The organism is Streptomyces sp. NPDC050674 (genome assembly GCF_040654575.1).
Lineage (GTDB): Bacteria > Actinomycetota > Actinomycetes > Streptomycetales > Streptomycetaceae > Streptomyces.
In genome coordinates this window covers 56,799-82,724 of sequence record NZ_JBFAIG010000010.1, presented here as the reverse complement: position 1 = coordinate 82,724, position 25,926 = coordinate 56,799, and the positions used below count along the sequence as shown (strand labels likewise).

Annotated in this window: 25 protein-coding genes and 1 pseudogene; 14 read left to right on the top strand and 12 right to left on the bottom strand. The window is 69.6% G+C overall.

The features are described 5' to 3' along the window. Positions 1-8: 8 nt before the first annotated feature. Positions 9-863, top strand: coding sequence for a hypothetical protein (locus tag AB0I06_RS18225; protein ID WP_363119826.1), 855 nt, complete (start codon positions 9-11; stop codon positions 861-863). Between the two features lie 55 nt (positions 864-918). Here AB0I06_RS18225 and AB0I06_RS18220 read toward each other — a convergent pair whose 3' ends face one another. The 3 genes from AB0I06_RS18220 to AB0I06_RS18210 all read right to left on the bottom strand — a co-directional run bounded on the left by AB0I06_RS18220 (position 919) and on the right by AB0I06_RS18210 (position 2,269). Next, a complete protein-coding gene (locus tag AB0I06_RS18220; protein ID WP_363119825.1) occupies positions 919-1,302 on the bottom strand; it encodes a hypothetical protein in 384 nt (127 codons plus the stop codon). A 159-nt stretch (positions 1,303-1,461) separates the two neighbouring features. Beyond that, a complete protein-coding gene (locus tag AB0I06_RS18215) occupies positions 1,462-1,854 on the bottom strand; it encodes a hypothetical protein (protein ID WP_363119824.1) in 393 nt (130 codons plus the stop codon). Between the two features lie 46 nt (positions 1,855-1,900). Further along, on the bottom strand, positions 1,901-2,269 hold the full coding sequence (locus AB0I06_RS18210; protein ID WP_363119823.1) for a hypothetical protein: 369 nt from the start codon (positions 2,267-2,269) through the stop codon (positions 1,901-1,903). Between the two features lie 688 nt (positions 2,270-2,957). Here AB0I06_RS18210 and AB0I06_RS18205 point away from each other — a divergent pair. Then, positions 2,958-3,338: a hypothetical protein gene (locus tag AB0I06_RS18205; protein ID WP_363119822.1), complete on the top strand. Its 381-nt coding sequence runs from the start codon at positions 2,958-2,960 to the stop codon at positions 3,336-3,338. Between the two features lie 107 nt (positions 3,339-3,445). Continuing rightward, positions 3,446-4,630, top strand: a complete 1,185-nt coding sequence (locus AB0I06_RS18200; protein WP_363119821.1) for a hypothetical protein — start codon at positions 3,446-3,448, stop codon at positions 4,628-4,630. Positions 4,631-4,692: 62 nt separating this feature from the next. Here AB0I06_RS18200 and AB0I06_RS18195 read toward each other — a convergent pair whose 3' ends face one another. The 3 genes from AB0I06_RS18195 to AB0I06_RS18185 all read right to left on the bottom strand — a co-directional run bounded on the left by AB0I06_RS18195 (position 4,693) and on the right by AB0I06_RS18185 (position 8,504). Further along, entirely contained in the window at positions 4,693-7,116 is a 2,424-nt protein-coding gene (locus AB0I06_RS18195) for an HAD-IC family P-type ATPase (RefSeq protein ID WP_363119820.1), read from the bottom strand. A 145-nt stretch (positions 7,117-7,261) separates the two neighbouring features. Then, positions 7,262-8,107, bottom strand: coding sequence for a methyltransferase domain-containing protein (locus tag AB0I06_RS18190; protein ID WP_363119819.1), 846 nt, complete (start codon positions 8,105-8,107; stop codon positions 7,262-7,264). Positions 8,108-8,228: 121 nt separating this feature from the next. Then, entirely contained in the window at positions 8,229-8,504 is a 276-nt protein-coding gene (locus AB0I06_RS18185; protein ID WP_363119818.1) for a DUF2530 domain-containing protein, read from the bottom strand. Positions 8,505-8,622: 118 nt separating this feature from the next. On the opposite strand from AB0I06_RS18185, the gene AB0I06_RS18180 reads away from it, so the two are divergent. After that, positions 8,623-10,074, top strand: a complete 1,452-nt coding sequence (locus tag AB0I06_RS18180; RefSeq protein ID WP_363119817.1) for an NCS2 family permease — start codon at positions 8,623-8,625, stop codon at positions 10,072-10,074. Here the strand turns inward: AB0I06_RS18180 and AB0I06_RS18175 are convergent. Then, entirely contained in the window at positions 10,044-10,283 is a 240-nt protein-coding gene (locus tag AB0I06_RS18175; RefSeq protein ID WP_142162634.1) for a ribbon-helix-helix protein, CopG family, read from the bottom strand. The two genes, AB0I06_RS18180 and AB0I06_RS18175, sit on opposite strands and share 31 nt — an antisense overlap. 149 nt (positions 10,284-10,432) lie before the next feature. Here AB0I06_RS18175 and AB0I06_RS18170 point away from each other — a divergent pair, with 149 nt between their 5' ends. Next, positions 10,433-10,870 (top strand): MarR family transcriptional regulator, encoded by a 438-nt coding sequence (locus AB0I06_RS18170; protein WP_031135926.1) that lies wholly within the window; start codon positions 10,433-10,435, stop codon positions 10,868-10,870. Between the two features lie 26 nt (positions 10,871-10,896). After that, the gene (locus AB0I06_RS18165) at positions 10,897-12,261 is read left to right on the top strand and encodes an MFS transporter (protein WP_363119816.1); all 1,365 of its coding nucleotides are present in this window, start codon (positions 10,897-10,899) and stop codon (positions 12,259-12,261) included. Positions 12,262-12,266: 5 nt separating this feature from the next. On the opposite strand, the pseudogene AB0I06_RS18160 reads toward AB0I06_RS18165, so the two are convergent. Together AB0I06_RS18160 and AB0I06_RS18155 are read right to left on the bottom strand one after the other, a co-directional pair. Next, positions 12,267-12,626, bottom strand: a pseudogene (locus tag AB0I06_RS18160) (Uma2 family endonuclease); the annotation flags it as partial. Between the two features lie 42 nt (positions 12,627-12,668). Further along, a complete protein-coding gene (locus AB0I06_RS18155; RefSeq protein ID WP_363119815.1) occupies positions 12,669-13,190 on the bottom strand; it encodes a GNAT family N-acetyltransferase in 522 nt (173 codons plus the stop codon). 25 nt (positions 13,191-13,215) lie between these two features. Between AB0I06_RS18155 and thpR the strand changes: the two genes are divergently transcribed. After that, positions 13,216-13,788 (top strand): RNA 2',3'-cyclic phosphodiesterase, encoded by a 573-nt coding sequence (thpR, locus tag AB0I06_RS18150; protein WP_363119814.1) that lies wholly within the window; start codon positions 13,216-13,218, stop codon positions 13,786-13,788. Positions 13,789-13,972: 184 nt separating this feature from the next. On the opposite strand, the gene AB0I06_RS18145 is transcribed toward thpR, so the two are convergent. Continuing rightward, complete coding sequence (locus AB0I06_RS18145) at positions 13,973-14,965, bottom strand: aldo/keto reductase (RefSeq protein WP_363119813.1); 993 nt, start codon at positions 14,963-14,965, stop codon at positions 13,973-13,975. A 198-nt stretch (positions 14,966-15,163) separates the two neighbouring features. Between AB0I06_RS18145 and AB0I06_RS18140 the strand changes: the two genes are divergently transcribed. Next, positions 15,164-16,834, top strand: a complete 1,671-nt coding sequence (locus tag AB0I06_RS18140) for an amidase (RefSeq protein WP_363119812.1) — start codon at positions 15,164-15,166, stop codon at positions 16,832-16,834. A gap of 7 nt (positions 16,835-16,841) precedes the next feature. Here the strand turns inward: AB0I06_RS18140 and AB0I06_RS18135 are convergent, their stop codons facing one another. After that, a complete protein-coding gene (locus AB0I06_RS18135) occupies positions 16,842-17,516 on the bottom strand; it encodes an SGNH/GDSL hydrolase family protein (RefSeq protein ID WP_363119810.1) in 675 nt (224 codons plus the stop codon). 129 nt (positions 17,517-17,645) lie between these two features. Here AB0I06_RS18135 and AB0I06_RS18130 point away from each other — a divergent pair, with 129 nt between their 5' ends. Then, positions 17,646-18,623, top strand: coding sequence for a WD40 repeat domain-containing protein (locus AB0I06_RS18130; RefSeq protein ID WP_363119809.1), 978 nt, complete (start codon positions 17,646-17,648; stop codon positions 18,621-18,623). A gap of 295 nt (positions 18,624-18,918) precedes the next feature. On the opposite strand, the gene AB0I06_RS18125 is transcribed toward AB0I06_RS18130, so the two are convergent. Further along, positions 18,919-19,692 carry a TetR/AcrR family transcriptional regulator gene (locus tag AB0I06_RS18125; RefSeq protein WP_363119808.1) on the bottom strand — a complete coding sequence of 258 codons (774 nt, stop codon included), beginning with the start codon at positions 19,690-19,692 and terminating at the stop codon, positions 18,919-18,921. Between the two features lie 109 nt (positions 19,693-19,801). Between AB0I06_RS18125 and AB0I06_RS18120 the strand changes: the two genes are divergently transcribed. The 5 genes from AB0I06_RS18120 (at position 19,802) to AB0I06_RS18100 (ending at position 25,877) form a co-directional block, all read left to right on the top strand. Next, positions 19,802-20,761 (top strand): ATP-binding cassette domain-containing protein, encoded by a 960-nt coding sequence (locus tag AB0I06_RS18120; RefSeq protein WP_363119807.1) that lies wholly within the window; start codon positions 19,802-19,804, stop codon positions 20,759-20,761. Continuing rightward, a complete protein-coding gene (locus tag AB0I06_RS18115) occupies positions 20,758-21,576 on the top strand; it encodes an ABC transporter permease (protein ID WP_363119806.1) in 819 nt (272 codons plus the stop codon). The genes AB0I06_RS18120 and AB0I06_RS18115 overlap by 4 nt, the downstream gene beginning before the upstream one ends. Before the next feature lie 136 nt (positions 21,577-21,712). Beyond that, complete coding sequence (locus AB0I06_RS18110; protein WP_363119805.1) at positions 21,713-23,233, top strand: cellulase family glycosylhydrolase; 1,521 nt, start codon at positions 21,713-21,715, stop codon at positions 23,231-23,233. A 271-nt stretch (positions 23,234-23,504) separates the two neighbouring features. Next, entirely contained in the window at positions 23,505-25,109 is a 1,605-nt protein-coding gene (locus AB0I06_RS18105; RefSeq protein ID WP_363119803.1) for an alpha/beta hydrolase, read from the top strand. Between the two features lie 78 nt (positions 25,110-25,187). After that, a complete protein-coding gene (locus tag AB0I06_RS18100) occupies positions 25,188-25,877 on the top strand; it encodes a formylglycine-generating enzyme family protein (RefSeq protein WP_363119802.1) in 690 nt (229 codons plus the stop codon). Positions 25,878-25,926 lie beyond the last annotated feature (49 nt).

Below are 25,926 nucleotides of genomic sequence, written 5' to 3'. Positions count from 1 at the left end.
GGAAACACATGCACATCCGAGCCACCGTGGCCGCCGTCTCCGGCGCCCTGGCCCTCTCCGCCCTCGTCGTCCCGGCCGCGCAGGCCGCCGACGCCCCGTCCGGCAAGCAGGCGTTCAGCGCCGCCTCGGCCGACGCGGGCACGGGCACCACCGCGTCGACCCTCGACGTCACCTTCTCCGACATGAAGGTGAACAGCGGCAAGAACATAGTCGTCGGCACCACCAACGTGGTGAGCGTGCCGGTCACCTTTACCGTGACCCACGCCGCGGACCTCGACACCAGCAGCGACCACTTCGCCACGGGCCCGCTGATCTACCACGGCTCCTCGCTCGACACCGCCGACAACGTCCTGATCAGCGACGACCCGGCCACCTGCACCGCCGCCTCGTCGACGGTCCTCAACTGCAAGGGCGTCATCAGCATCCGCCCGGCCGACGGCGACCTGTTCAACTCCGACGCCGGCACCTGGAACGCCGGTGCCCTCGCCGTCACCAGCGACGGCGCCGAGAAGGAGCAGGGCGGCCTGGGCACCACCAAGGTGCAGCGCTACTCCAAGCTGACGGTCAACGCCGGTCCCGAGCCCGTCTCCAAGGGCAAGACCATCACCTCCACCGGCAAGCTGTCCCGCGCCAACTGGGAGGACAACGCCTACCACGGCTACACCAACCAGCCGGTCAAGCTCCAGTTCCGCAAGGCGGGCACCAGCACGTACACCACCGTCAAGACGGTGTACTCCGACTCGTACGGCAACGTGAAGGCCACCGCCACCGCCCAGTACGACGGCTACTGGCGCTTCAGCTTCGCCGGCACGACGACCACCCCGGCCGTCAACGCCACGGGCGACTACGTCGACGTGAAGTAAGAGCGCCCTTCCTGCGGCCGGCCCGGCATCGTCGGCCGGCCCGGCCGCGGATCGGCTACTCGTTGAAGAGTGCCGAGTAGGCAGCGGGCCCGCCTCCGTCCCACTGCAGCTGCATCTGGTAGCTGCTCGGCCAGTTGTCCACGTTCCAACCGTCCTTGTCGCAGCCGGCGTCACCACCATCGGTGAGAAGCAGAAGAATCCGTCCGGTGTCTGAGTTCTTCAGGTAACCGGTCATGCCGTGGCCGTCCGCGTTGGTGTCACAGACTTCGAACATGTCTCCGTCGTCGTGGAACACCATCTTCCCGCGGTTGGGAATGTTGACCGTGATGTCAGTCGTGAGAATCTGGGACTCCGCGGCGAAGGCCGGCGTCGTGACGCCGCCGAGAGTTGCCGCAAGCGCCGCGCTCGCCACAGCGATGCGGGAGAAAGACTTCACCATTGGATTCCTTTCGTCTGCGGGCCGCACTCGCGGCCGGCAACCTGATCTCTTGAGCCAACCCGCTGCCGGAAAGACCCGCCCGGCATCTCGTCCCGCGAGATGCCGGGCGAACCGGCCCCCTTCTCCCCCATCACGCCGAGACGGGGGAGAGATCTTCCATTACTCGTTGAACCATCCCGAGAGCACGGGGTCGCCGCCCCCGTCCCACCAGAGCCACATGCTGTATTCCTCACCGAGATGGTTTCCGACGTTGTAGCCCTTCTTGTCACAACCCGCGTCGCCGCCATCGGTGACCTCGATCATGGTGGGGAACCCCGAAGCGTTCTTTCTGAGCTGCCCTGTGACGCCGTGGCCGTCAGCCCTGGTGTCACATACCACGAACATGTCGCCGTCATCGATGTACGTCATCGTGCCCCGGCCATCGGGGAGCGAGATCTTCTTGTCGGTGTCCTGAATGCCGGATTCCGCAGCCATGGCCGGCGTCGATGCGCCGACGACTACGGCGGCGATCGCGGCGCCGGCGATGGCAAAACTTCCGAGCTGCTTGATCATTTGCGGTCGCTTTCTTGGGGAGCCGTGACGATGTGTTGGGTGAGATTTACTCGCTGAACGATGGCGACATCACAGAGGGGCCGCCGCCCATCCAGGCGAGTTCCATGTAGTAGGACTTGCCCCACGAGATGTCGTAGCCGCCCTTGTCGCAGCCGGCGTCGCCGCCGTCAGTGAGGTAGAGAACCGTCTTGTCGCCCTCGAGCAGCTGGCCTTCCACTCCCTGGCCGTCGGCTTTTGTGTCGCACACCTCGAACATGTCGCCGTCGTCGTAGAAGGTCATACGTCCGTGGTCGTTGCTGATGGTCTTGTTGGTAATGCGCACTTGGGTGTCGCTCGCCATGGCGGGGGCTGCGATTCCGGTAAACAGCACTGCGGCGGATCCGGCAACAGCGAGGCGCGCGAGGGCTATGCGCATGTGTATCTCTTTTCTCGTAGAGATTGCGGAACACACGAGGCGGCTCCGTCGAGGTAGCTGACCATATGGCAGCGTGATCGTTAGGTAAAGAACCTTTTTCGGGAAGGCGCACCGTGTTTATGGGACGGAGTGTGACGCGATTGAGGTTCCCTTGAGGTGCCCCGAACGTCGACCGTTATTTATGTGGCAATAAGGGGCACCGCGCTGCCACTCTGCGTGCATGAAGCCTCTACATGGTGATCTGCGCCACACTCGTGACACGGTTTCCCGCGCCGCCGCAGGGCTCGTCATGTGAGTGGCCGGCTTCTTCCGGACGGCTCTGCGACCCCAGGGTGACCGTCTCCTCCGGCCTTCAACCCCTTTGGGCGGGTGGTGAGTTGGGACCGACCCTCCCGCATGGCCGATCGAGGCGGGAGACGGCGGCCCGGATCGCAGGCGTGACGCAGGTCACTGTGTGGAGGCCTCGTGCACGCAGAGTGGCAGGGCCTGTGCCCCTTATTGCCAGAAAAACAACAGTCGATCCTCTGGGCACCTCAAGGGAACCTCAATTGCGTCACACTCCGTCCCATAAACACGGTGCGCCTTCCCGAAAAAAGTTCTTTACCTAACGATCACGCTGCCATATGGTCAGCTACCTCGACGGAGCCGCCCCGTGGGTTCCGCAATCTCTACGAGAAAAGAGATACACATGCGCATAGCCCTCGCGCGCCTCGCTGTTGCCGGATCCGCTGTCGCCGCGGTGTTCGCAGGGACCGCAGTCCCCGCCATGGCCGGCGAAGCCGGTGTGATGGATACGAACAAGACCATCAGCAACGACCACGGTTACATGACCTACATCGATGACGGTGACATGTTCGTGGTGTGCGACACGAAGGCCGACGGTCACGGAATGACTGGCATCGTCCAGAATCCGAAGGCGATCCCCTTGGACAAGCTGGTCATCACCGATGGAGGCGATGCCGGCTGCGACAAGGGTGGCATCGATATCACGAATTCGTCCGACTACCGGATGAAGCTGACGTGGGACGGCGGCGGTCTCTCCGTCTACTCCGAGTGGTTCAACGAGTGAGTCGTTCTGTTTTCCATGTGGCCCTGCGTCTGCCTGCATGCCTTCATGGATGAGTGAAAGATCGCCTGTCGCCCCGGCCAAGGGGTGCTCACCTGCGAGGTACACCTGTGAAATCCGACCCACAGAGCCGCGAGAAGCTGATGACTCAGAAAACTCATGAGCAGAAACAGCGGAGAACTCGCGCTCTGATAGCCGTCGGGGCCGCCGTGTCGCTCGTCGCAGGAGGCACCGTCATAGCCCTGGTTGCGGGCGGCGGCGATACGGAGTCGAACGCTGTGAAGCCGCCCAGCGCGTTGCACGTACTGGCCAGGCCGGAGCAATCGCCACCGCAGGATTTGATTGCGGCAGGAGGAGTCGCCGTATCCGGCTACCACACGACGAAGATCGCGAATGAGGCGGACGGTGATGCCGTCGTCACCTACACGTGGAGCCTGTACAACGCGGCCGCCAAGCGCTATCAGAAGACCGACTGGGCCTGGGTGGATGTCGCCCCCGGCATGCGGACTGCGGCCGTCCTGGAGCGCGACCTGCCCGCCGATCGAATCGGCATGCTGAACATGGCCACAGGCAAGGTCCAGCGCTGGATCAAGGTGGACAAGGGGATCGGTGGCGTTCAGTTCTCGCCCGACGGAAAGTCTCTGATCGCGACCACGTACAGCCTTAATCCTGATGGTCTCTTCAAGGACGCGTCCTATCGGTTGAACCGCAAGAAGGTTCCGGGACCGAAGCCGAGCCGCACCGGCTTCTACGTCATCGATCTCGCGACGGACAAGGCCAGTTTCTCCGCCTTGCCGCCGAGGAAGGACGGGCCCGGTGTCTACGGTGGTGCGGGACGCCAGGATCTCCGTTGGAGTTCTGACGGAAAACTGTTGTGGGAGCCCGCGGCCAACAAGGCCGGCAAGGTCTACTACAACGAGCACGCTCACAAGAGTGCGGTTCCCGAACTGGAGGCATCGTTGCCCTCCCCGGGCGGCGTTCTCTCTCCGGACGGAGCGCACATCACCGGATCCTTCGCAGGTGAAGACGGGCAGATCGTCTCCGAGGTCCTGGACGCGAAGACCGGCAAGCGATCCGCGCTCGTCCCCGGACAGCAACTGCTCGCCTGGGCGGATGACGACCACCTCATCGCGTGGAGGTGTGACCCCGAGCAGTGCGAGCCAGGTAAGGGCGAGTTCCGCAACCGGCTGCTCCTGGTGGGACTCAACGGAGAGGACACGATCCCCCTGTCCGGTTTCCGGCAGGCGAAGCTGCGCGATGAGAACCGCTGGACGCCGATACTGAGCGATCGGTGACGAACATCAGCCGCGCCCTCTCGCGGTCGACCCCGCGCAGCCACCGGTAGAACCGCGATGCGTCACCGGCCTGCCTGCACTACCTCGGTCTCCGCCCCTGGCATGCGGCGGTCCACCCACCTCCACAGGAGTTCGAGGGCGGCCGCCGCCACCGCCGCGATGCCGACGGCGGTCCACGGCATCGTCACCCCCACCAGCTTCAACGCGAAGAAGTGCTGCAACCACGGCACGACCAGCACCAGCAGGAACGCCCCGGCCATCGACGCGACCAGGGCGACACGCCACCAGGTGTAGGGGCGGGCGATGATGGCCAGCACCCACATCGAGACGAGGAACAGCGTGAGCGTCGCCGCACTCGTCTCCGCGTCCAGCTCCCCCGCCCCCGTGTAGTGCTCCCGGGCGAGCAGATACGTCGCGAAGGTCGCCACCGCGGCCACGGTCCCGCCCGGGATCGCGTACCGCATGACCCGCCGGACGAAATGCGGCTTCGCCCGCTCCTTGTTGGGCGCGAGCGCCAGGAAGAACGCCGGGATGCCGATGGTCAGCGTCGACAGCAGCGTCAGATGGCGGGGCAGGAACGGGTACTCCACCTGTGAGCACACCACCAGCACCGCCAGCAGCACCGAGTAGACCGTCTTGACGAGGAACAGCGTCGCCACCCGTGTGATGTTGCCGATGACCCGGCGCCCCTCGGCGACCACCGACGGCAGCGTCGCGAAGCTGTTGTTCAGCAGCACGATCTGCGCGACCGCCCGGGTCGCCTCCGAGCCGGAGCCCATCGCCACGCCGATGTCGGCGTCCTTCAGGGCGAGCACGTCGTTCACCCCGTCACCGGTCATCGCGACCGTGTGCCCGCGGGACTGAAGAGCCCCCACCATGTCCCGCTTCTGCTGCGGGGTGACCCTCCCGAACACCGTGCCGCCGTCCAGGGCGTCGGCCATGCCCTCCCGCTCGGCCGGCAGCCGGCGCGCGTCCACGGTGGTGCCGGACAGCCCGAGCTTGGCGGCGACCGCCCCGACCGACACGGCGTTGTCGCCGGAGATGACCTTCGCCCGGACGTCCTGGTCGGAGAAGTGGCGCAGCGTGTCCGCGGCGTCCGGCCGCAGCCGCTGCTCCAGCACGACCAGGGCAGTGGGCCTCGCCCCCTTCGCCACGTCGGGATCGTCCAGGTCCCGCGCGACCCGGGTGAGCAGCAGCACCCGCAGGCCCTGCTCGTTCAGCCGCCCGGTCTCGGCCAGGGCCGGATCGTCCTCCGCCAGCAGCACGTCGGGCGCGCCCAGCAGCCAGCGGCTCGACTGCCCGTCGCCCTCGCTGAACGCGGCGCCGCTGTACTTGCGGGCGGAGGAGAACGGCAGCGCCTCGGTGCAGCGCCACTCCTCGACGGCCGGGTAGGTGTCGATGATCGCCTTCAGCGAGGCGTTCGGCCGCGGGTCCGACGCACCGAGCGCCCCGAGCACCTTGCGCACATAGGTCTCGTCGGCGCCCTGGAGCGGGCGCAGCTCGGTGACGTCCATGCCGCCCTCGGTGAGGGTGCCGGTCTTGTCGAGGCAGACGGTGTCGACCCGGGCCAGCCCCTCGATCGCGGGCAGCTCCTGCACCAGGCACTGCTTGCGGCCCAGCCGGATCACCCCGATGGCGAAGGCGACCGAGGTGAGCAGGACCAGCCCCTCGGGGACCATCGGGACGATGCCGCCGACCGTGCGGGCGACGGAGTCGTCGAAGGCGTTCTCCTTGACGACCAGCTGGCTGATGATCAGGCCGATCGCGGTCGGCACCATCATCCAGGTGACGTACTTGAGGATCGTGGAGATGCCCGAGCGCAGTTCGGACTGGACGAGGGTGAAGCGCGAGGCCTCCTCGGCGAGCTGGGCGGCGTAGGCCTCGCGGCCGACCTTCGTGGCCTGGAAGGCGCCGCCGCCCGCGACCACGAAGCTGCCGGACATGACCTGGTCGCCCGGGTGCTTGACGACCGGGTCGGCCTCGCCGGTGAGCAGCGACTCGTCGATCTCCAGGCCGTCGGCCTCGACACAGACCCCGTCGACGACGACCTTGTCCCCGGGCCCGATCTCGATCAGGTCGTCCAGCACGATCTGAGAGGTGCTGACCGCCCTGGCGGTGCCGTCCCGGCGTACGGTCGGCCGCACCTCGCCGATCAGCGCGAGCGAGTCCAGGGTCTTCTTCGCCCGCCACTCCTGGACGATCCCGATCCCGGTGTTCGCGAGGATCACGAACCCGAAGAGGCTGTCCTGGATCGGCGCGACCACCAGCATGATCAGCCACAGCACGCCGATGATCGCGTTGAAGCGGGTGAAGACGTTCGCGCGGACGATGTCGACGGTGGAGCGGCTGCTGCGCACCGGCACGTCGTTGACCTGGCCGCGCTCCACCCGTTCGGCGACCTGAGCGCCGGTCAGGCCGATCTCGCGGGAGGTGACCGTCGCCGGCCGCGCGGAGTCGGGCCGGGCACCCGCGTCGAGATGCGTCATGCATTCGACGGTACGTGCGGTTTTGCCGCTTCACCCGCTGAATGCGGCGAAGATCCGACCTGGGGAGGACGGACTTCGTGCCGTGGTCGTACGGCAGTTGTGCGGCGTGGGACTCCGGTCCCACGCCGCGCCGTACGCCCCGGACTCAGTCCGCCCGGCGGGCGGTGAACAGCAGGTACTCCCACTCCAGGACCGTCCTGCCCGCGCCCTGGCCGAGGTCGCCGTCGCGGGCGAGGTCCACCAGGGCGGCGTCCAGGGCGGCGGCCTGTTCGGGCTCGCCGGCGATGTTCTTGTAGACGCTGATGGTCGGGCCGTAGCGCTCCTTGAAGTAGTCCCGGAACGCCTCGGGCGTCCCGAAGCGGTCGACGCGGACCGTGCGGCGCTCGGCGCGGACGTCCGTGACCCGGTCGCCGAGGAGGGCGCGCACATGGTCCTCGTCCCCCCACAGCGGGGGCGGCTGCGCTCCGGGCGGAGGCGGGGGCGCGTACGGCTTCATCGCGGCGAACATCCGGCCGATGAAGCCCTGGGGCGTCCAGCTCAGCAGCCCGAGGATGCCGCCGGGGCGGCAGACCCGGACGAGTTCGTCGGCGGCCTGCTGGTGGTGTGGGGCGAACATGACGCCCACGCAGGACAGCACGGTGTCGAACTCCGCGTCGGCGAAGGGCAGGGCCTCGGCGTCGGCCTCCTGCCAGGCCAGGCGGGCGCCTTGCTTCTCGGCCACGGCCCGGCCTGCCTCGAACAGCTCCGGCGTCAGGTCGGAGGCGACCACGTCCGCGCCGGCCAGGGCCGCCGGGATCGCGGCGTTGCCGGATCCGGCGCCCACGTCCAGCACCCGCTGCCCGGAGCGCACCCCGCACGCCTCGACCAGGATCGCGCCCAGCTCCGGGATGACCTCGGCGGCCAGGGACGGGTAGTCGCCCTGGGCCCACATCGCCCGGTGCCTGGACTTCAGGGCACGGTCGGTCTCGGCCGCGCTGTTCGGCATCGTCATCGCTGCGCTCCTCACCGGTCGGGCGGCGGTCGCGTGCCGACGGTTTCGAGCGTGTCGCCGCCTTCTACGAGCGTAGGGAGGGGGCGTGGGCGTGTCTCGCCGGAAGACGGACAGAAGGTGCCTACTCGGCGGAGGGCGCCGTCATCCCCTCGGCGGCGGACGACCGCTTGATCGCGGCGTCGCGCCTGCGGACGTACCAGACGCCGATCAGTCCCAGCCCGCCGCCGGCCAGGCAGGTCCACACCCACCAGGCGTGGCCGCGGTCGTCGAACCAGCCGTAGAAGGGGAGCTGCACCAGGAAGAGGACGAACCACAGGATCGTGCCGCCGGTGATGGTGGCGACCACGGGGCCCTCCAGGGGCTCCGGCGCCTCGTGTCGGGGGGTCCACTTCGCCATGGGGGACAGCTTACGAGGCGATCGGGTCTACGCGCGGAGATGGCCGACCCGGGCTTTATATGTTCATACTGAAACGGTTTATGTCTGACCACTTCTCTTCGTAGGAAACACCAAACACATGTCCTCCTCGGCTCCCGCCAAGGTCCCCGCCCCTGAATCGCCGGGAGCCGGACCCACGTACGGCGCACTCGACCGCTACTTCCGGATCTCCGAGCGGGGCAGCACCCTGTCCCGCGAGGTCCGGGGCGGTCTCGCCACCTTCTTCGCGATGGCCTACATCATCGTGCTGAACCCGATCATCCTCGGCAGCGCCAAGGACATGTACGGTCACCAGCTCGACAACGGGCAGCTGGTCACCGCGACGGCCCTCACCGCCGCGCTCACGACCCTCCTCATGGGCGTCATCGGCAACGTGCCGATCGCGCTGGCCGCCGGCCTCGGTGTGAACTCCGTCGTCGCCCTCCAGCTCGCCCCGCGCATGTCCTGGCCGGACGCGATGGGCATGGTGGTCCTCGCCGGGTTCGTGGTCATGCTGCTGGTCGCCACCGGACTGCGCGAGCGCGTCATGAACGCCGTGCCCTACGGGCTGCGCAAGGCCATCTCCATCGGCATCGGCCTGTTCATCATGCTGATCGGGCTGGTCGACGCGGGCTTCGTCTCGCGGATCCCGGACGCCGCGCAGACCACCGTCCCGCTCCAGCTGGGCGGCGACGGCCACCTGAACGGCTGGCCGGTGCTCGTCTTCGTCCTGGGCGTCCTGCTGACCCTGGCGCTGATCGTGCGCAAGGTCTCCGGCGCGATCCTGATCTCCATCGTCGCCATGACGGTCCTCGCGGTGGTCATCAACGCGGTGGCGAAGGTACCGAGCTGGGGCTTGACCACGCCGAAGTGGCCCGGCAACCCGGTCGCCAGTCCCGACTTCGGGCTGGTCGGGCAGGTCAGCCTGTTCGGCGGCTTCGGCAAGGTCGGCGTGCTGACCGGGGTGCTGTTCGTCTTCACCGTGCTGCTGTCGTGCTTCTTCGACGCGATGGGCACGATCATGGGCGTCTCCGACGAGGCGAAGCTGACGGACGCGCAGGGGCAGATGCCCGGCATCAACAAGGTGCTGTTCGTCGACGGCCTCGCGGTCGCCGCCGGCGGCGCCAGCTCCTCCTCCGCGACGACCGCCTTCGTGGAGTCCACGGCCGGGGTCGGCGAGGGTGCCCGGACGGGTCTGGCGAACGTCGTCACCGGCGGCCTCTTCGCCGTCGCCCTCTTCCTGACGCCCGTCGCCACGATGGTCCCGTCCCAGGCGGCCACGCCCGCGCTCGTCGCGGTCGGCTTCCTGATCATGGCCGGTTCGGTCAAGGAGATCGACTGGGCGGACCACACGATCGCCGTCCCGGCCTTCGTGACGATGCTGATGATGCCGTTCACCTACTCGATCACCAACGGCATCGGCATGGGCTTCCTCACCTTCGTGGTGCTGCGGCTGGCGGCCGGGCGGGGCCGGGAGGTGCCGGTGGCGATGTACGTGGTGTCGGCGGTCTTCGCCTTCTACTACCTGATGCCGGCGCTGGGTCTGACCTGATCCGGATCCTCGTCACCGGAGTCGGGTGAGCCGTAGAACCGCTCCGTCTCCTCGACGGCGGCCTGGAAACGCTGGTCGAAGTCATCTCGAATGAGCGTCCGGACGACATAGTCCTGGACGCTCATTCCCCTTTTCGCGGCATGGTGCCTGAGCCGTTCGAGCAGGTCGTGGTCTATTCGCAGGCTGAGCACACTGGTCCCCATGGCCATGAGGGTCCCGGCACCGTTCGGTGCGGTGGGGCGCGTTCACCCGTCGTGTCACCCATATGAGTGATGTCACGGTTCAGTGGCGGGCGTCACGGACCGTGCGGTGCGTGACGACTGGTCTTTAGCGAGAGTAATGAGTTACGCTAAAGAACATGCCGGACCTCACCCATGGCGACGACGTAGCCGCCGTGAACTCCCTCCGCTCCGCCGTGATGCGGCTGTCCCGTCGGCTCAAGCATCAGCGGGTCGACGAATCGCTCAGCCCCACCGAGATGTCGGTGCTGGGCACCCTGTCCCTGTGCGGCAGGGCCACACCGGGCGAGCTCGCCCGCAAGGAGCACGTCCAGCCGCCGTCGATGACCCGCATCGTGGCGCTGCTGGAGGCCAAGGGCCTGGTCCGGCTGGAGCCGCACCCCGAGGACCGGCGCCAGAAGGTCGTCACACGCACCGAGCAGGCCGAGGCCATGCTCGAGGAGAGCCGCGCCAAGCGGAACGCGTTCCTGGCCACGCTGGTGGAGAACCTCGACGAGGACGAGTGGGCGAAACTGCGTGCCGCCGCCCCCGTGCTGGAGAAGCTCGCGCATCTGTAAGAAGCCGTTGCAAGGAGGCGACCCATTTGAGTTCGGGACCCGGAGCAGCTTCCGCCCCCGCACCTGACCCCCACGACTCCCCGCCCACCTCCGGCGCGCCCGCGCGCACGTCCTCGATGTTTTCCTCCCTCAAGGTGAGGAACTACCGCCTGTTCTTCATGGGACAGGTCGTCTCCAACATCGGCACCTGGATGCAGCGCATCGCGCAGGACTGGCTGGTGCTCAGCCTCACCGGCTCCTCCGCCGCCGTCGGCATCACGACCGCGCTCCAGTTCCTGCCCATGCTGCTCTTCGGCCTCTACGGCGGCGTCCTCGTCGACCGGCTGCGCAAGCGGCCCGCGCTGCTCGTGACGCAGTCGGCGATGGCGCTCACAGCGATCGCCCTGGCCGTCCTCACCCTCACCGGGCACGTCCAGGTGTGGCACGTGTACGTCGCCGCCTTCGCGGTCGGCCTCGCGACCGTCGTCGACAACCCGGCCCGGCAGTCCTTCGTCTCCGAGCTGGTCGGCCCGGGGCAGTTGCAGAACGCGGTCAGCCTGAACTCGGCGAACTTCCAGTCGGCCCGCCTGGTCGGCCCCGCCGTCGCGGGCCTGCTCATCACCGGCGTCGGCACCGGCTACGCGTTCCTCTTCAACGGCCTGTCCTTCATCGCGCCGCTCACCGGCCTGCTGCTGATGCGCGCCCGCGAGCTGCACGTCGTGGAGCGCGCACCGCGTGGCAAGGGGCAGCTGCGGGAGGGCGTGCGGTACGTCACCGGCCGTCCGGAGCTGATCTGGCCGATCGTCCTGGTCGGCTTCGTCGGCACGTTCGCCTTCAACTTCCCCGTCTACCTGTCGGCCTTCGCGGACGACGTGTTCCACGCGGGTGCGGGCGCGTACAGCATGTTCAACACGCTGATGGCGGTCGGCTCGGTCGCGGGCGCCCTGCTCGCGGCGCGGCGGGGCACGGCCCGGCTGCGGCTGCTGATCGTGGCGGCGATGGCCTTCGGCGCCCTGGAGATCCTGGCGGCGACGACCCCCGAGCTGTGGATGTTCGCCCTGCTCATGGTCCCGCTGGGCCTGTTCGGCATGACGGTCAACGTCACGACCAACACCAGCATCCAGATGTCCACCGACCCCGCCATGCGCGGCCGGGTCATGGCCCTCTACATGATGATCTTCCTGGGCGGCTCCCCGGTCGGCGCCCCGATCGTCGGCTGGATCACCGACACCTACGGCGCCCGGGTCGGCCTCGCGGCCGGCGGCGCGGTGGCGGCGCTCGCCGCGGCGGTGATCGGCCTGATCCTGGCCCGCGTCGGCAACCTGCGCCTGTCGGTGGGCTGGCACGGCGGGCATCCCCGGGTGCGGTTCGTGCCCAGGGAGCAGCAGGAGCAGCTGGCTCCGGCGGCTTAGGGCGGTCAGTCCCGGGGGAACTCGCCGGTCTCGAGGACGAGCCCGACCACGGTTCCGGTCAGGTCGATCTCGGCCCCGAAGTCCAGGCTCAGCTCGCCCCGGTACTCGCCGTCCTTGGGCTTGGTGTGCAGATGCCAGCGGCCGGTGTACGGATCCACGATCAGGTACACCGGCACACCGGCGGCGGCATAGGCGTCCTTCTTGGGGCCGTAGTCGTTCGCCCCGGTCTTCCGGGAGATCACCTCGGCGACGAACTCGACGTCCTGGTAGCGCCACAGTCCCTTGGCGTTCTTGGCCGCTCCCTCCGCCATCACGGTGATGTCGGAGGCGAAGCCGTTGAGGTGGCCCGGGTAGTCGACACACAACGATACGCACGGTGACCCGGACACGCCCGGGCCGGAGACCGCCTACACCCTCCGGGCCAGCAACTGTCCGGGCCAGTCGTTCTCGCCGACCGTGAAGGCCTCGGTGCGGGTGAAGCCGTTGGATTCGTAGTAGCGGACGAGCTTGCCGTCGTCCCCGGCGTAGCAGTCGACGCGGAGCAGGGAGATTCCGGCGCGGCGGGTCTCCTCGGCCGCGTGGGCCAGCAGGGCGCTGCCCACGCCGTGCCCCTCGAAGCGGCGGTCGGTGGCGAGCCAGTGGATGTAGCGCTCGGGTTCGCCGGGCTGCGGGAGGTGGGACAGGTAGGCGCCCGCCGAGCCGGTGAGGGTGAGGGTGCCGGCGGGGACGCCGTCCACGTCGGCCATGTACACGCTGCCCTCCGCCATGTACCGGCGTACGGACTCCACCGTCTTCGGGCTCTGGGACAGGGGCCGCGTCCCCCACTGCCCCGTGCGCCCCTGGGAGACCAGCCACTCCACGCAGCTGTCGAGCATGCCGAGTATCGAGGGAATGTCGTCGGGCCCGCCGTCCCGGATGGTGATCCGCATGGCCTCATGGTGCCAGGCTGGCTTCATGAGACTCTTCGCGGCCGTGTTGCCCCCAGACGAGGTGTGCCGTGAACTCGGCACCGTGGTCGACGAGTTGCGCGCGCTGCCCGGCGCCGACGGCATGCGCTGGACCGGCCGCCCCGGCTGGCACTTCACGCTCGCCTTCTACGGCGAGGTGGACGACGGCCTCGTCCCCGACCTGTCGGAGCGGCTGGAGCGGGCCGCGCGCCGCAGCGAGCCGTTCGCGCTGGCCGTGCGGGGCGGGGGGCAGTTCGGGCACGGCAAGGCGCTGTGGGCCGGGGCCGAAGGGGACCTGCCGGCCCTGCGGCTGCTCGCCGAGCGGGCCGAGGCGGCGGCGCGCAAGGCGGGGGTGCCGATGGGGGAGCACCGGCGGTACAAGGCGCATCTGACCGTGGCGCGGAGCCGGGAGACACGGGACGTGCGGGCGTGTCTCGACGTGCTCGCGGGATTCACCGGCCGGGCGTGGACCGTGCGGGAGCTCTGCCTGGTCCGCAGCAATCTGCCGGCCTCCGGGGTCCCGGGGGAGCAGCCCCGCTACGAGACGGTCGGGCGCTGGCCCCTCGGCGGCGCCGGTTAGGCTCGGTGCCGTGGACCCGAAAACCCGCAACCGGATCATGGCCGGTGTGCTCGTGCTGATGTTTCTCGTCGTCGCCCTGGCTTCCGTGCTGGGGAGGTAGGGCGGGGGACTGCGGACGGCCGTTTCTTCGGCTGCGGGCCCGTGGGGGCTTGTCGCGCAGTTCCCCGCGCCCCTGTAAGGCGACCTACCAGGCGAAAGCCTCCGGGCTCGGGCCCGGGCCCGGGAAGATCTCGTCCAGGCCGGCCAGGAGCTCCTCGGACAGCTCCAGCTCCGACGCGCGGACCGCGGAGGCGAGCTGCTCGGCCGTGCGCGGGCCGACGATCGGGCCGGTCACGCCGGGGCGGGTGAGCAGCCAGGCCAGGGCTGCCTCGCCGGGCTCGATGCCGTGCTTGTCGAGCAGGTCCTCGTAGGACTGGATCCGCGCCCGGGTGACGGGGTCGTTGAGCGCGTCGGCGGCGCGGCCGGAGGCGCGGCGCCCGCCTTCGACCTCCTTCTTGAGGACACCGCCCAGCAGACCGCCGTGCAGCGGCGACCACGGGATGACCCCGAGGCCGTACTCCTGCGCGGCCGGGACGACCTCCATCTCCGCGCGCCGCTCGGCGAGGTTGTACAGGCACTGCTCACTGACCAGGCCGATGGTCCCGCCGCGCCGGGCGGCGATCTCGTTGGCCTGGGCGATCTTGTAGCCGGGGAAGTTCGACGATCCGACGTAGAGGATCTTGCCCTGCTGGACGAGGACGTCGATCGCCTGCCAGATCTCGTCGAAGGGGGTGTCCCGGTCGACGTGGTGGAACTGGTAGACGTCGATGAAGTCCGTCTGGAGCCGCTTGAGGCTGGCGTCCACCGCCCGCCGGATGTTGACCGCGGAGAGCTTGTCGTGGTTGGGCCAGGCAGGGCCGTCGGCGCCCATGTTGCCGTACACCTTCGTGGCGAGGACGACCTTGTCGCGCCGTCCCCCGCCCTTCGCGAACCAGTTGCCGATGATGCTTTCGGTACGGCCCTTGTTCTCGCCCCAGCCGTACACATTGGCGGTGTCGAAGAAGTTGATGCCCGCGTCCAGCGCCGCGTCCATGATGGCGTGGCTGTCGGCCTCGTCGGTCTGCGGGCCGAAGTTCATGGTGCCGAGGACGAGCCGGCTGACCTTGAGTCCCGTGCGTCCGAGCTGCGTGTACTCCATGGTGTCCAAGACAACGTCTTGAAGTGCGCTCCAGGCAAGCGTCCGTCTCGGCGAGCGGGCTTTCCCCACGTTTTCCCCACGGCCGTACCGCACCTGGACTCGGGTTCGCCCCAGGTCGGGTGAGGGGGCGGTCCTCCGGCCCGAACCGGGTGACAGCCTCAGTGAAAAGACACCGCTCCCGCCCCTAGCGTTCTCGGCATGAGGACTCCCGCGTCACCCACCACGCGCCGTAGCGTGCTCGCGCTCGGCACCGCCGCGGCGGCGACGCCCTGGCTGGGTACGGCTCCGGCTGCGGCCGGGACCGGCACCGGCGACTCCGGCTCGCCGCCGGACCGGGCTCGGCCGGACGGCTCCGGCCCGGCCCGGGCCGACACCGCCCCCGGTGAGCTGGACGAGCTGGGCGTCGCCGAGTTGCGCCGCCGGATGTCCGAGGGGCGGCTCGACGCCGAGCGACTCACCCGCTACTACCTCGACCGCGTCGAACGCCTCGACCCGCTCCTCCACTCGGTGATCGAGGTCAACCCCGACGCCCTGCGCGAGGCCCGGCGTCTCGACGCCCGGCGGGGCGCCCGCGGTCCCCTGCACGGCATGCCCGTCCTGCTGAAGGACTTGGTGGAGACCGCCGACCGGATGCACACCACGGCCGGCTCGCTCGCCCTGACGGGCCTGAGGCCGGCGGCGGACGCCACGGTCGCGGCCCGGCTGCGCGACGCCGGAGCCGTCATCCTCGGCAAGACCAACCTCAGTGAATGGGCGGGCGGCATGTCCCTCACCCACCACGCCGGGTGGAGCGCCCGGGGCGGCCAGACCCGCAACCCGTACAAGCTCGACCGCTCCCCGAACGAGTCCAGCTCCGGTACGGGCGTCGCCGTCGCGGCCAACCTGTGCGTCGCCGGCATCGGCACCGAGACCAACGGCTCGATCGTCGACCCGTCCTCGGCGAACTGCCTGGTCGGGGTGAAACCCACGGTGGGCCTGGTCGGGCGGGGCGGAGTGATCCCCGGCGTGCCGAGCCAGGACAGCGTGGGCCCGATGGCCCGGACGGTCCGCGACGCGGCGATCATGCTGGGCGTACTCGTGGGCGTCGACGAGCGGGACCCGGCGACCCGGGCGGGCCGCGGCCACCACCACCGCGACTACACCCGCTTCCTGGACGCCGACGGCCTGCGCGGCGCCCGCATCGGCGTGCCGCGCAGCGTGTACTTCGGCTACGACCACCACGCCGACGAGATCGCCGAGCGCGCAATCGCCCTGCTCAGCAAGGCCGGGGCGACGATCGTGGACCCGGCGGACATCCCCACGGCAGGCCGACTGGAGGACCTGCCCGGCTCGATGGTGGTCCAGGCGTACGAGATCAAGAGGGCGCTGAACGGCTACCTGGCGGCAGCGCCCGGCCATCACCCGCGCAGCCTGGCCGAGTTGATCGACTTCAACCGCGAACACGCCGACCGGGAGCTGCGCTACGTACGCCAGGACGGCCTGGAGATCGTGGAGAAGCTGGACTTCACCGAACACGAGTACCGCGAGGCCCTGGCCGGCAACCACCGGCTGTCCCGCGCCGAGGGCATCGACGCCGTGCTGCGCGAACACCGCCTGGACGCCCTGGTGATGCCGACCTGCGGGCCCCCGGCCAAGATCGACCTGATCCGTGGCGACGCCCACGGCGGCGGCTCCTCCACCCCGGCCGCCCTCGCGGGCTACCCGGTGATCACCGTGCCGGCTGGCTTCGCCTTCGGCCTGCCGGTGGGCCTGACGTTCATGGGGACGGCGTGGAGCGAGCCGACGCTGCTGCGGCTGGCGTACGCGTACGAGCAGGCGAGCGGGGTGCGCAGGGCGCCGGCCTACCGGCCGGCCGACGTGGGGTTCTGAGGGGCGGCTATCCCTCGTACGGGCCGGCCAGGGCCCAGCCCTGGTGCATCGCCTCGGCGAAGGCCGCCGCGATCTTGTGTTCGCCGTCCGCGTTGGGGTGGGTGCCGTCGTAGGTGTCGGCGGCGATGTCGTACGACGGCGGGGGCGAGGCCAGGAGGACGGGGGAGCCGGGCTCGTCGAGGTCCGCGGCGGTCTTGGCGAGCAGTTCGTTGAAGCGGGTGACCTCGGTGGCGAAGGCGGTGTCCGACTGGGCGCGCACGTTCGGGGTGACCGGGAGCCACACCATGCCCACCCGCCGGTTCGCCGCCCGCGCCCCGGCCACGAAGGCCCGGACGTTCTCGGCGGTCTGCTCGGCGTTGGTGTAGAAGCCCAGGTCGATCAGGCCGAGGGAGACCAGGAGCACATCCGCACGGCAGGAGCGCACCGCGTCGCCGATCAGCGGCGCCATGTGCTGCCAGCCCTCGCCCCAGCCGGCCAGGTGGGCGCGCGGGAAGTCCGGTTCGGCGTAGGCGTACGACACCGGGGCGTCGGCGGCCTTGTCGTAGAGCGTCTCGCGCGGGCCGACGAAGGTGAAGGGGCCGTCGTGGGAACGGCACAGGTGCTGCCACAGCCGGTAGCGCCATGTGTGTTCGCCCGTGCTTCCGATCGTCATGGAGTCACCGACGGGCATGAACCTGAGCATCCGCTCATCATGGACGATCAGCTCGCCCGGCGGGGTGTGAGTCGGACCACGCCCGGTGGCCGGCCCCTCGATGATCCTCAGCGCGGTGAACCGCCGTTGAACCGCCGAGCGGGATGGCAGGCTTGGGGCATGCGCAGACCGTTCGTCCTCCTCGCCGCGGCCCTCCTCACGGGCGCCCTCGCCGTGCCCGCCTCCGCCGCCGACGGCGACGGGAAGTTCACGATCAAGGACCCGCGCATCACGGAGTCCAGCGGTCTGGCGGCCTCGCGGCAGCACCCCGGCATCTACTGGACGCACAACGACAGCGACGACGGGGCGTATTTGTACGCCGTCGACAGCTCGACCGGCGAGACGGTCGCCACGATCACCATGTCCGGCGTGGGCAGCCCCCGCGACGTCGAGGCCATCTCCATCGGCCCGGACGACCAGATCTACGTCGGCGACATCGGCGACAACCTCGGTGGCACCTGGCCGTACGTCTGGATCTACCGGCTGCCCGAGCCGAAGAAGCTGCGCGACCAGACGATCAAGGCCACGCAGTACGTCGTGAAGTACTCCGACGGTGCGCGCAACGCCGAGTCCCTCGTCGTGCACCCGAAGACCGGCCGTGTCTACATCGTCGACAAGAACGAGAAGGGCGGCCACCTGTACGAGGGCCCGGCCCGGCTCTCGCCCTCCGGGCCGAACGTATTCCGCCCCATCGCGGCCGTCCCCGACCTGGAGGCCACCGACGCCGCGCTCTCCCCGGACGGCGAACACCTCGTCGTGCGCAGCTACTTCGGGGCGATCGCGTACGACTGGAACGGCGGGAGGATCAAGCGGAAGGAGCGGCTCGGAGTGCCCTTCCTCGGCCAGGGCGAGTCCGTCACGTACACCGCCGACGGCAAGAAGCTCATGTACGGCGCCGAGGGCGCGGACAGCCCCGTCGAGCCACAGGACGCCCCCGGGGCCGAGACGTCCGGCTCCTCCTCCGGCAGCGGCGGCCCGGCCACGTCCGAGGACGGCGGCGAAGGCCTGAGCGGCAACCTGAAGACGGGGGCGATCGCCGCGGGCGTGGCCCTGCTGGTGGTACTGGGGCTGCGGGGGATGAGGCGGCGACGGGGGTAGGAGGGCCGGGGCTGCTGCCTGGGTGCTGTTCGCGGACGGGTTTCCGCCCTGGCCCGGGCTGCCGCCCGCGGGCCCGGGCCGTGTCCGCAGGCCCGGGGCGGGCTCCAGGGTCGGGCTACCGCTGTCGTAGGCGTTCCGTCCGGGCGGAGCCCACCTCCGTTGCGCGGCGCAAGTAGCGTGCGATCACCATGAGTTCGTCGCGTACGGGACCTGCACCGACATCCTGGCCGGTCTATCCCAGCTCGGTGCCGTATCCGGCCCCAACGGCGCGGCCCTGCCGTGACGGCCCGCACTGCTAGGCCGTGCGCTCCGCCACCAGTACCTCCAAGCCGTCCAGCATCCGCTGCAACCCGAACTCGAAGTGGTCGAACTCCGAGTTGAAGGCGTCCTCGGAGAGGGACGCCATCACCGGGTAGCGGCCCGTGGCCATGGCCTTCTCCAGGGCCGGCACCTGCGCCTGCCAGAACTCGGCGTCCGTCAGGCCCGTCCGGCGTTCGGCCTCGATCTGGTACAGCCGCGTGCGCGCGGCCCCGACCACATACCCGTCGATCATGATGATCGCCGAGACCAGTTCGGGGTCGCTCAGTCCCATCGGGCGGATCAGGGTCAGCACCTTCTCCATGCCGTCGAGGGCGCTGGGGCCGAGGATCGGCCGGGACTGGTTGACCTGGAGCAGCCAGGGGTGGCGCTGGTAGAGGGCGAGCGTGGCACGGGCCAGGGCCTCCAGGGCGGCCCGCCAGCCGCCGTCGCCCAGGGCGGCCGGGTTCTCGGAGGGGCGCTGCACCCGGTCCAGCATGAGGTCGAGCAGCTCGCCCTTGCCCGGCACGTACCGATACAGCGACATGGTCCCGGTGCCGAGCTCCGCCGCGACGCGGCGCATGGAGAGGCCCTCCAGGCCCTCGGTGTCCGCCACCCGGATGGCCGCTTCCACGATCCGGTCCAGCGTCAGGGTCGGTTTGGGGCCCCGGCTCGGTCGGTGGCCGGTGTCCCACAGCAGTTCGAGGGTGCGGGCGATGTCGCCGCTGCCACTGGTCTCCGTACCGCCCGTGCCACTCGTGCCGCTCGTCATGGTGTCCAGCTTAAGTGGCCGGCCAAAAACTGGGTACGGCGTACGCGTAATCGGGTACACTGTACTCAGTTCGGTGCCGACGGGGCACGGGCGCACAGGAGGGGGCGGCATGGAGGGATACGCGGTGCGGGCCGAGGCCCTGGAGAAGCGGTACGGCGAGAAGCGCGCTCTGGACGGCTTCGACCTGGCCGTGCGCGAGGGCACGGTGCACGGTCTGCTCGGGCCGAACGGGGCGGGCAAGACCACCGCCGTCCGCATCCTGTCCACGCTGATCCGGCTGGACGGGGGCAGCGCGACGGTGGCGGGGCTGGACGTCACCCGACAGGCGCGTGAGGTACGGGCCCGCATCGGCCTGACCGGCCAGTACGCGGCGGTCGACGAGGTGCTCACCGGCCGGCAGAACCTGGAGATGTTCGGCCGCCTGTTCCACCTGGGCGGCAGGCGGGCCCGGCTGCGGGCGACCGAACTGCTGGAGCAGTTCGACCTGACCGACGCCGCCGACCGGGGCGTGGGCAAGTACAGCGGCGGCATGCGGCGCCGCCTCGACCTCGCCGCCTCGATGATCCTCGCCCCGGCCGTCCTCTTCCTCGACGAGCCGACGACCGGTCTCGACCCCCGCAGCCGGGGCGAGGTCTGGGACTCCGTACGGGCGTTGGTGGCCGGCGGCACGACCGTGCTGCTGACCACGCAGTACCTGGAGGAGGCCGACAAGCTGGCCTCGCACATCACCGTCATCGACCAGGGGCGGGCGATCGCCGACGACACCCCGGACGGTCTGAAGAACCTGGTCGGCGGCGACCGGATCGAGGTCGTGGTCGCCGAGCGGTCCGAGATCGGCCGGGTGGCGAAGGTGGTGGCCCGGGTCGCGGACGGCGAACCCGAGTCGGACGAGACCGAGTTGCGGGTGCACGCCCCGGTCACCGACCGGGTCACGGCCCTCACCGAGGTCGCGCGGACCCTCCAGGACGAGGGCGTCCGTGTCGAGGACATCGGGCTGCGCAGGCCGAGCCTCGACGACGTGTTCCTGCGCCTGACCGGGCACCGCACCGAGAAGGAGGCAGCGGCGTGAGCACCGTCGACCTGAGCACACCGAGCACCCGGAGCGGTCTGTACTGGCTGCTCGCCGACTGCTGGAACATCGTCCGCCGCGGCCTGACCCACTACCAGCGCCAGCCGGTCAACATCGCCTGGCAGCTCGGTTTCCCGATCCTGTCCGTGCTGCTCTACGGCTATGTGTTCGGCAGCGCGATGAAGGTGCCGGGCGGCGGGGACTACAACGACTTCCTGATGCCGGGCATGTTCGCGATGACCATGGCGTTCGGTTTCATCAACACGGCGACCGTGGTGGTCTACGACTCCACCAAAGGCGTCATCGACCGCTTCCGCTCGATGCCGATGGCCTCCTCCGCCGTGGTGGCCGGGCGTGGGGTCACCGACATCATCGTCGCCTGCGCCGAGTTGGCGATCATGATGCTGACCGCGCTCGCCATGGGCTGGCGGCCGGACGGCGGCCCGGGCTTCCTCGGCGCGTTCGGGCTGCTGCTGTGGCTGCGCTTCTCGCTGATCTGGATCGGGGTGTGGCTCGGCCTGCTCGTGCCCAACCCCGAGGCGGCGGGCGGCCTCTTCGCGGTCGCCTTCCCCTTCACGATGATCTCCAGCATCTTCGTCGCGCCGCAGCTCATGCCCGACTGGCTGGGCTGGGTGGCGGTCTGGAACCCGATCTCCTCCACGGCGGCGGCCACCCGGGAGCTGTTCGGCACGCCGGTCACCGGCGACTCGTGGGTCGAGCGGCACGCGCTGCTGATGGCCGGGGTGTGGCCGGTGATCCTCACGGTGATCTTCCTGCCGCTGGCGGTACGGCGGTTCAAGAAGCTGAGCCGTTAGCGCTCCCGGCGGCGGCAACACCTCCCAGAGTCTTGACGTGCTCATGTTGCGTCAGTTCTCTGGGAGGTGCACGGCGTGATGGGAGCGCTCCCAGACTGTTCCGGGCGCCGTGCCTCCCCCGAGAGGAAGCAGCCACATGTTCCGCACTCTGCGCAGAGCGCTGTGTGTTGCCGCGGCGCTCCTGTTACCGCTGGCGGGTGTGCAGTCGGCGCGCGCCGATGTCTCCGCCGAGGCCGCCGGTGGCGGGTACTGGCACACCAGCGGCCGGCAGATCCTGGACGCGTCCGGGCAGCCCGTCCGGATCGCCGGCGTCAACTGGTTCGGCTTCGAGACCGACATCCACGTCGTCCACGGCCTGTGGGCCCGCGACTACAAGAGCATGATCGACCAGATGAGGTCGCTGGGCTACAACACCATCCGCATGCCCTACAGCGACGACATCCTCAAGCCCGGCACCATGCCGGACAGCATCAACACCGACGGCAAGAACGCGGACCTGCGCGGCCTGACGTCCCTCCAGGTCCTGGACAAGATCGTGGCCTACGCCGGTCAGTCCGGCCTCAAGATCGTCCTGGACCGGCACCGCCCGGACGCGGCGGGCCAGTCGGCCCTCTGGTACACGTCCTCGGTCCCCGAGTCGACCTGGATCGCCAACCTCAAGGCCCTGGCGGCGCGGTACAAGGGCAACTCCACCGTGGTCGGCATCGACCTGCACAACGAACCCCACGACCCCGCCTGCTGGGGCTGCGGCGACACCGCCCGGGACTGGCGCCTGGCCGCCCAGCGCGCGGGCAACGCGGTGCTGTCGGTCAACCCCGAGCTGCTGATCATGGTCGAGGGCGTGCAGTCGCACAACGGCACCAACGGCTGGTGGGGCGGCAACCTCATGGGCGTGGCCCAGTACCCGGTCCAACTGGACGTGCCGAACCGGCTGGTGTACTCGGCGCACGACTACGCCACGTCGGTGGCGCAGCAGTCCTGGTTCTCCGACCCGTCCTTCCCGGCCAACATGCCCGGGATCTGGGACAAGTACTGGGGGTACATCTTCAAGCAGAACATCGCCCCGGTGTGGCTCGGCGAGTTCGGTACGACGCTCCAGCCGGCGGTGGACCAGAAGTGGCTGTCCGAACTGGTGAAGTACCTGCGCTCGACATCCGCGTACGGCGCCGACAGCTTCCACTGGACGTTCTGGAGCTGGAACCCCAACTCAGGTGACACCGGCGGCATCCTGAAGGACGACTGGCAGACGGTCGACACGGCGAAGGACGCGTACCTGGCGTCCGTCAAGGCCCCCGCCTTCGACTCCGGCACGCCCGGCCCCGGCCCGGGCGGTCCCGGCGACCCCGGTGGCTCCACACCCACCTGCTCCGCCGCCTACACAATCAGCAGCGACTGGGGCGGAGGCTTCAACGCCGAGGTGAAGGTGACCAACACGGGCACGCTCGCGCTGAAGTCCTGGAAGGTCACCTGGACGTGGAGCGGGTCGCAGAAGGTCACGAGCATGTGGAACGCGTCCCACACCCAGAGCGGGGCGACGGTCACGGCGGTGAACGCGGCGCACAACGGGACTGTGCCGGTGGGCGGTTCGGCGAGCTTCGGTCTGGGCGGCGCGCCCGGGGGCGGGGCCGTGCCGAGTGTGAGTTGCACGGCGACCTGAGCAGAGGGTGAGGCGGCGTGCCCGGTGTTCCGCCGGGCGCCCGCTGCCCGGCCCGGCCGACCGGACCTCCGCGACCGGCCGGCATGCCGATCCGGCTGTCCGGAATTGCCAAAAAATCCGCTTTCCGAGGGGTTCTTGAGGGCCGGCTGTGACTCGATTCGGTCAAGTCTCTGTCGAATCCGTACATGAGTGCTGCGCTCTTCCGAAACGATGCGGCACGGCCCGTGTCAACTCGCGGGCCTGACCCCCCTCACCGTTGCGAGAGAACTCCATGAGAAGAAGCGCAGCCGTACTGTGCGGCGCGACCGTCGTTCTGGCCGGGACACTCACCGCCGTCCCCGCCAACGCGTCGCAGTCCGCGAACACCGCCCCGGTGGCGACCGCCGCCGCGAAGATCACCTGGAAGAAGTGCGGGACGGACGACACCCCGACGCTCCAGTGCGCGTCGGTGAAGGTGCCGCTCGACTACGCGAAGCCGCGAGGGAAGCAGATCAAGCTGGCCCTCTCCCGTGTGCCGCACACCGCGTCGAAGTCCCAGGGCCCGCTGCTGGTCAACCCCGGCGGTCCCGGCGGCAGCGGCCTGTCCCTGGCCGAATTCGTCGCGTCCTCCCTGCCCAAGGCGGTCGCCGCCCAGTACGACGTCATCGGCTTCGACCCGCGCGGAGTGGGTCAGAGCCAGCCCGCCCTGGACTGCAAGCCGGGCCACTTCGACCCCGTGCGCCCCGACTCCGTGCCGAGCACACCGGCGCTGGAGAAGGCCAACGTCGCCCGCGCCAAGGCCTTCGCCAAGGCCTGCGGCACGAAGTACGCGGACGTCCTGCCGCACATCGACACGGTCAGTGCCGTGAAGGACATGGACTCGATCCGCAAGGCCCTCGGCGCGTCGAAGATCAACTACTTCGGCTACTCGTACGGCACTTACCTCGGCGCCGTCTACGCCAAGCTGTTCCCCGAGCGGGTGCGGCGCCTGGTGCTGGACTCGATCGTCGACCCGACCGGCGTCTGGTACGACGACAACATCCAGCAGGACTACGCCTTCGACAAGCGCCACAAGGCGCTCATGGCGTGGGTGGCCAAGTACGACTCCACCTACCACCTCGGCACCGACCCGAAGAAGATCGAGGCCAAGTGGTACGCCATGCGGGCGGCCCTGGCCAAGAAGCCGGCCGGCGGCAAGGTGGGCGCCTCCGAGCTGGAGGACATCTTCATACCCGGCGGCTACAACAACGCCTACTGGCCCACGCTCGCCCAGACGTTCGCCGCCTACGTCAACAACCACGACACCGCGGCGCTGGTCAAGGCCTACGACAGCATCGCCGCCATCGACGCCTCCGGTGACAACGGCTACAGCGTCTACACCGCCGTGCAGTGCCGTGACGCGTCCTGGCCGCGCGACTGGAAGCAGTGGCGCAAGGACAACTGGGCGGTGTACGAGAAGGCTCCGTTCATGGCCTGGAACAACGCCTGGTACAACGCGCCCTGCGCGTTCTGGCCGACGAAGTCGCTGAAGCCCGTGAACGTCAGCAACACCAAGCTCCCGCCGGTGCTGCTGTTCCAGGCGACGGACGACGCGGCCACGCCCTACCAGGGTGGCGTGACCATGCACCGGCTGCTGAAGAAGTCCAGCCTGGTCGTCGAGCAGGGAGGCGGCAACCACGGCATCACGCTGAGCGGCAACGCCTGCCTCGACAAGTACCTCGCGACGTACCTCACCAACGGCAAGGTTCCGCACGGCAGTGGCGTGGCCGACGCGGTGTGCAAGAAGAACCCCGACCCGAAGCCGCAGCCGGCGACGCAGAAGGCGCCGAACACACCGCAGGCCGCCGTCGCGGCGGTGGGTGACAGCCTGCGGGGGATCCTGGGATCCGGTCGGTGAGTTCGCCCGGCTGAATATCGGCTGACAACAGGGGGGCGCCCGGCGGCAGTTGCCGGGCGCCCCCTAGGGTTTCCGTTCATGGGGCAGGGTGTGGACAACGACATGGTGGCCGTCCCGGCGGGGTCCGTCACCCTGTCCGACCGGCGGACCGAGCGCAGTTGGACGGTCGAAGTCGCGCCGTTTCGGATGTCGGCGTACCCGGTCACCCAGGCCTGGTACGCAGAGGTCACCGGCGAACGCCCGAGCGCGGCCCGGGGCGAGCTGCTGCCCGTCGAGGGCGTGTCCTGGTGGGACGCCGTCCGCTTCTGCGACGCACTGTCCCGGCGCGAGGGCCTGACCCCCGCCTACACGGTCCGGCCCGGTGATGAGACCGCCGACTGGGACACCACCGCCGACGGATACCGGCTGCCGACCGAGGCCGAGTGGGAACACGCCTGCCGCGCCGGCACCACCGGCCCCCGCTACGGCCCGCTCGACGACATCGCCTGGTACCGGGCCAACTCCGGCGACGGCGTCCACCCGGTGGGCGGCAGGGAACCCAACGCCTGGGGCCTGTACGACATGCTGGGCAACGTCTGGGACTGGTGCTGGGACCTCTACGACGCCGACGTCTACGGCTCCTACCGGGTGCTGCGGGGCGGCGGCTGGTCCGACGAGCACTGGAGCTGCCGCGCCTCGGTGCGCCGCCGGAGCCACCCGACCTTCCGGATCGACGACGTGGGATTCCGCGTGGCGCGCTCGGCCCCGCCCGAGCCCGAACGGGGCTGAGCACGGCCGAGGGCGCCCCGCTCGTGCGGGACGCCCTCGTCACTCAGGT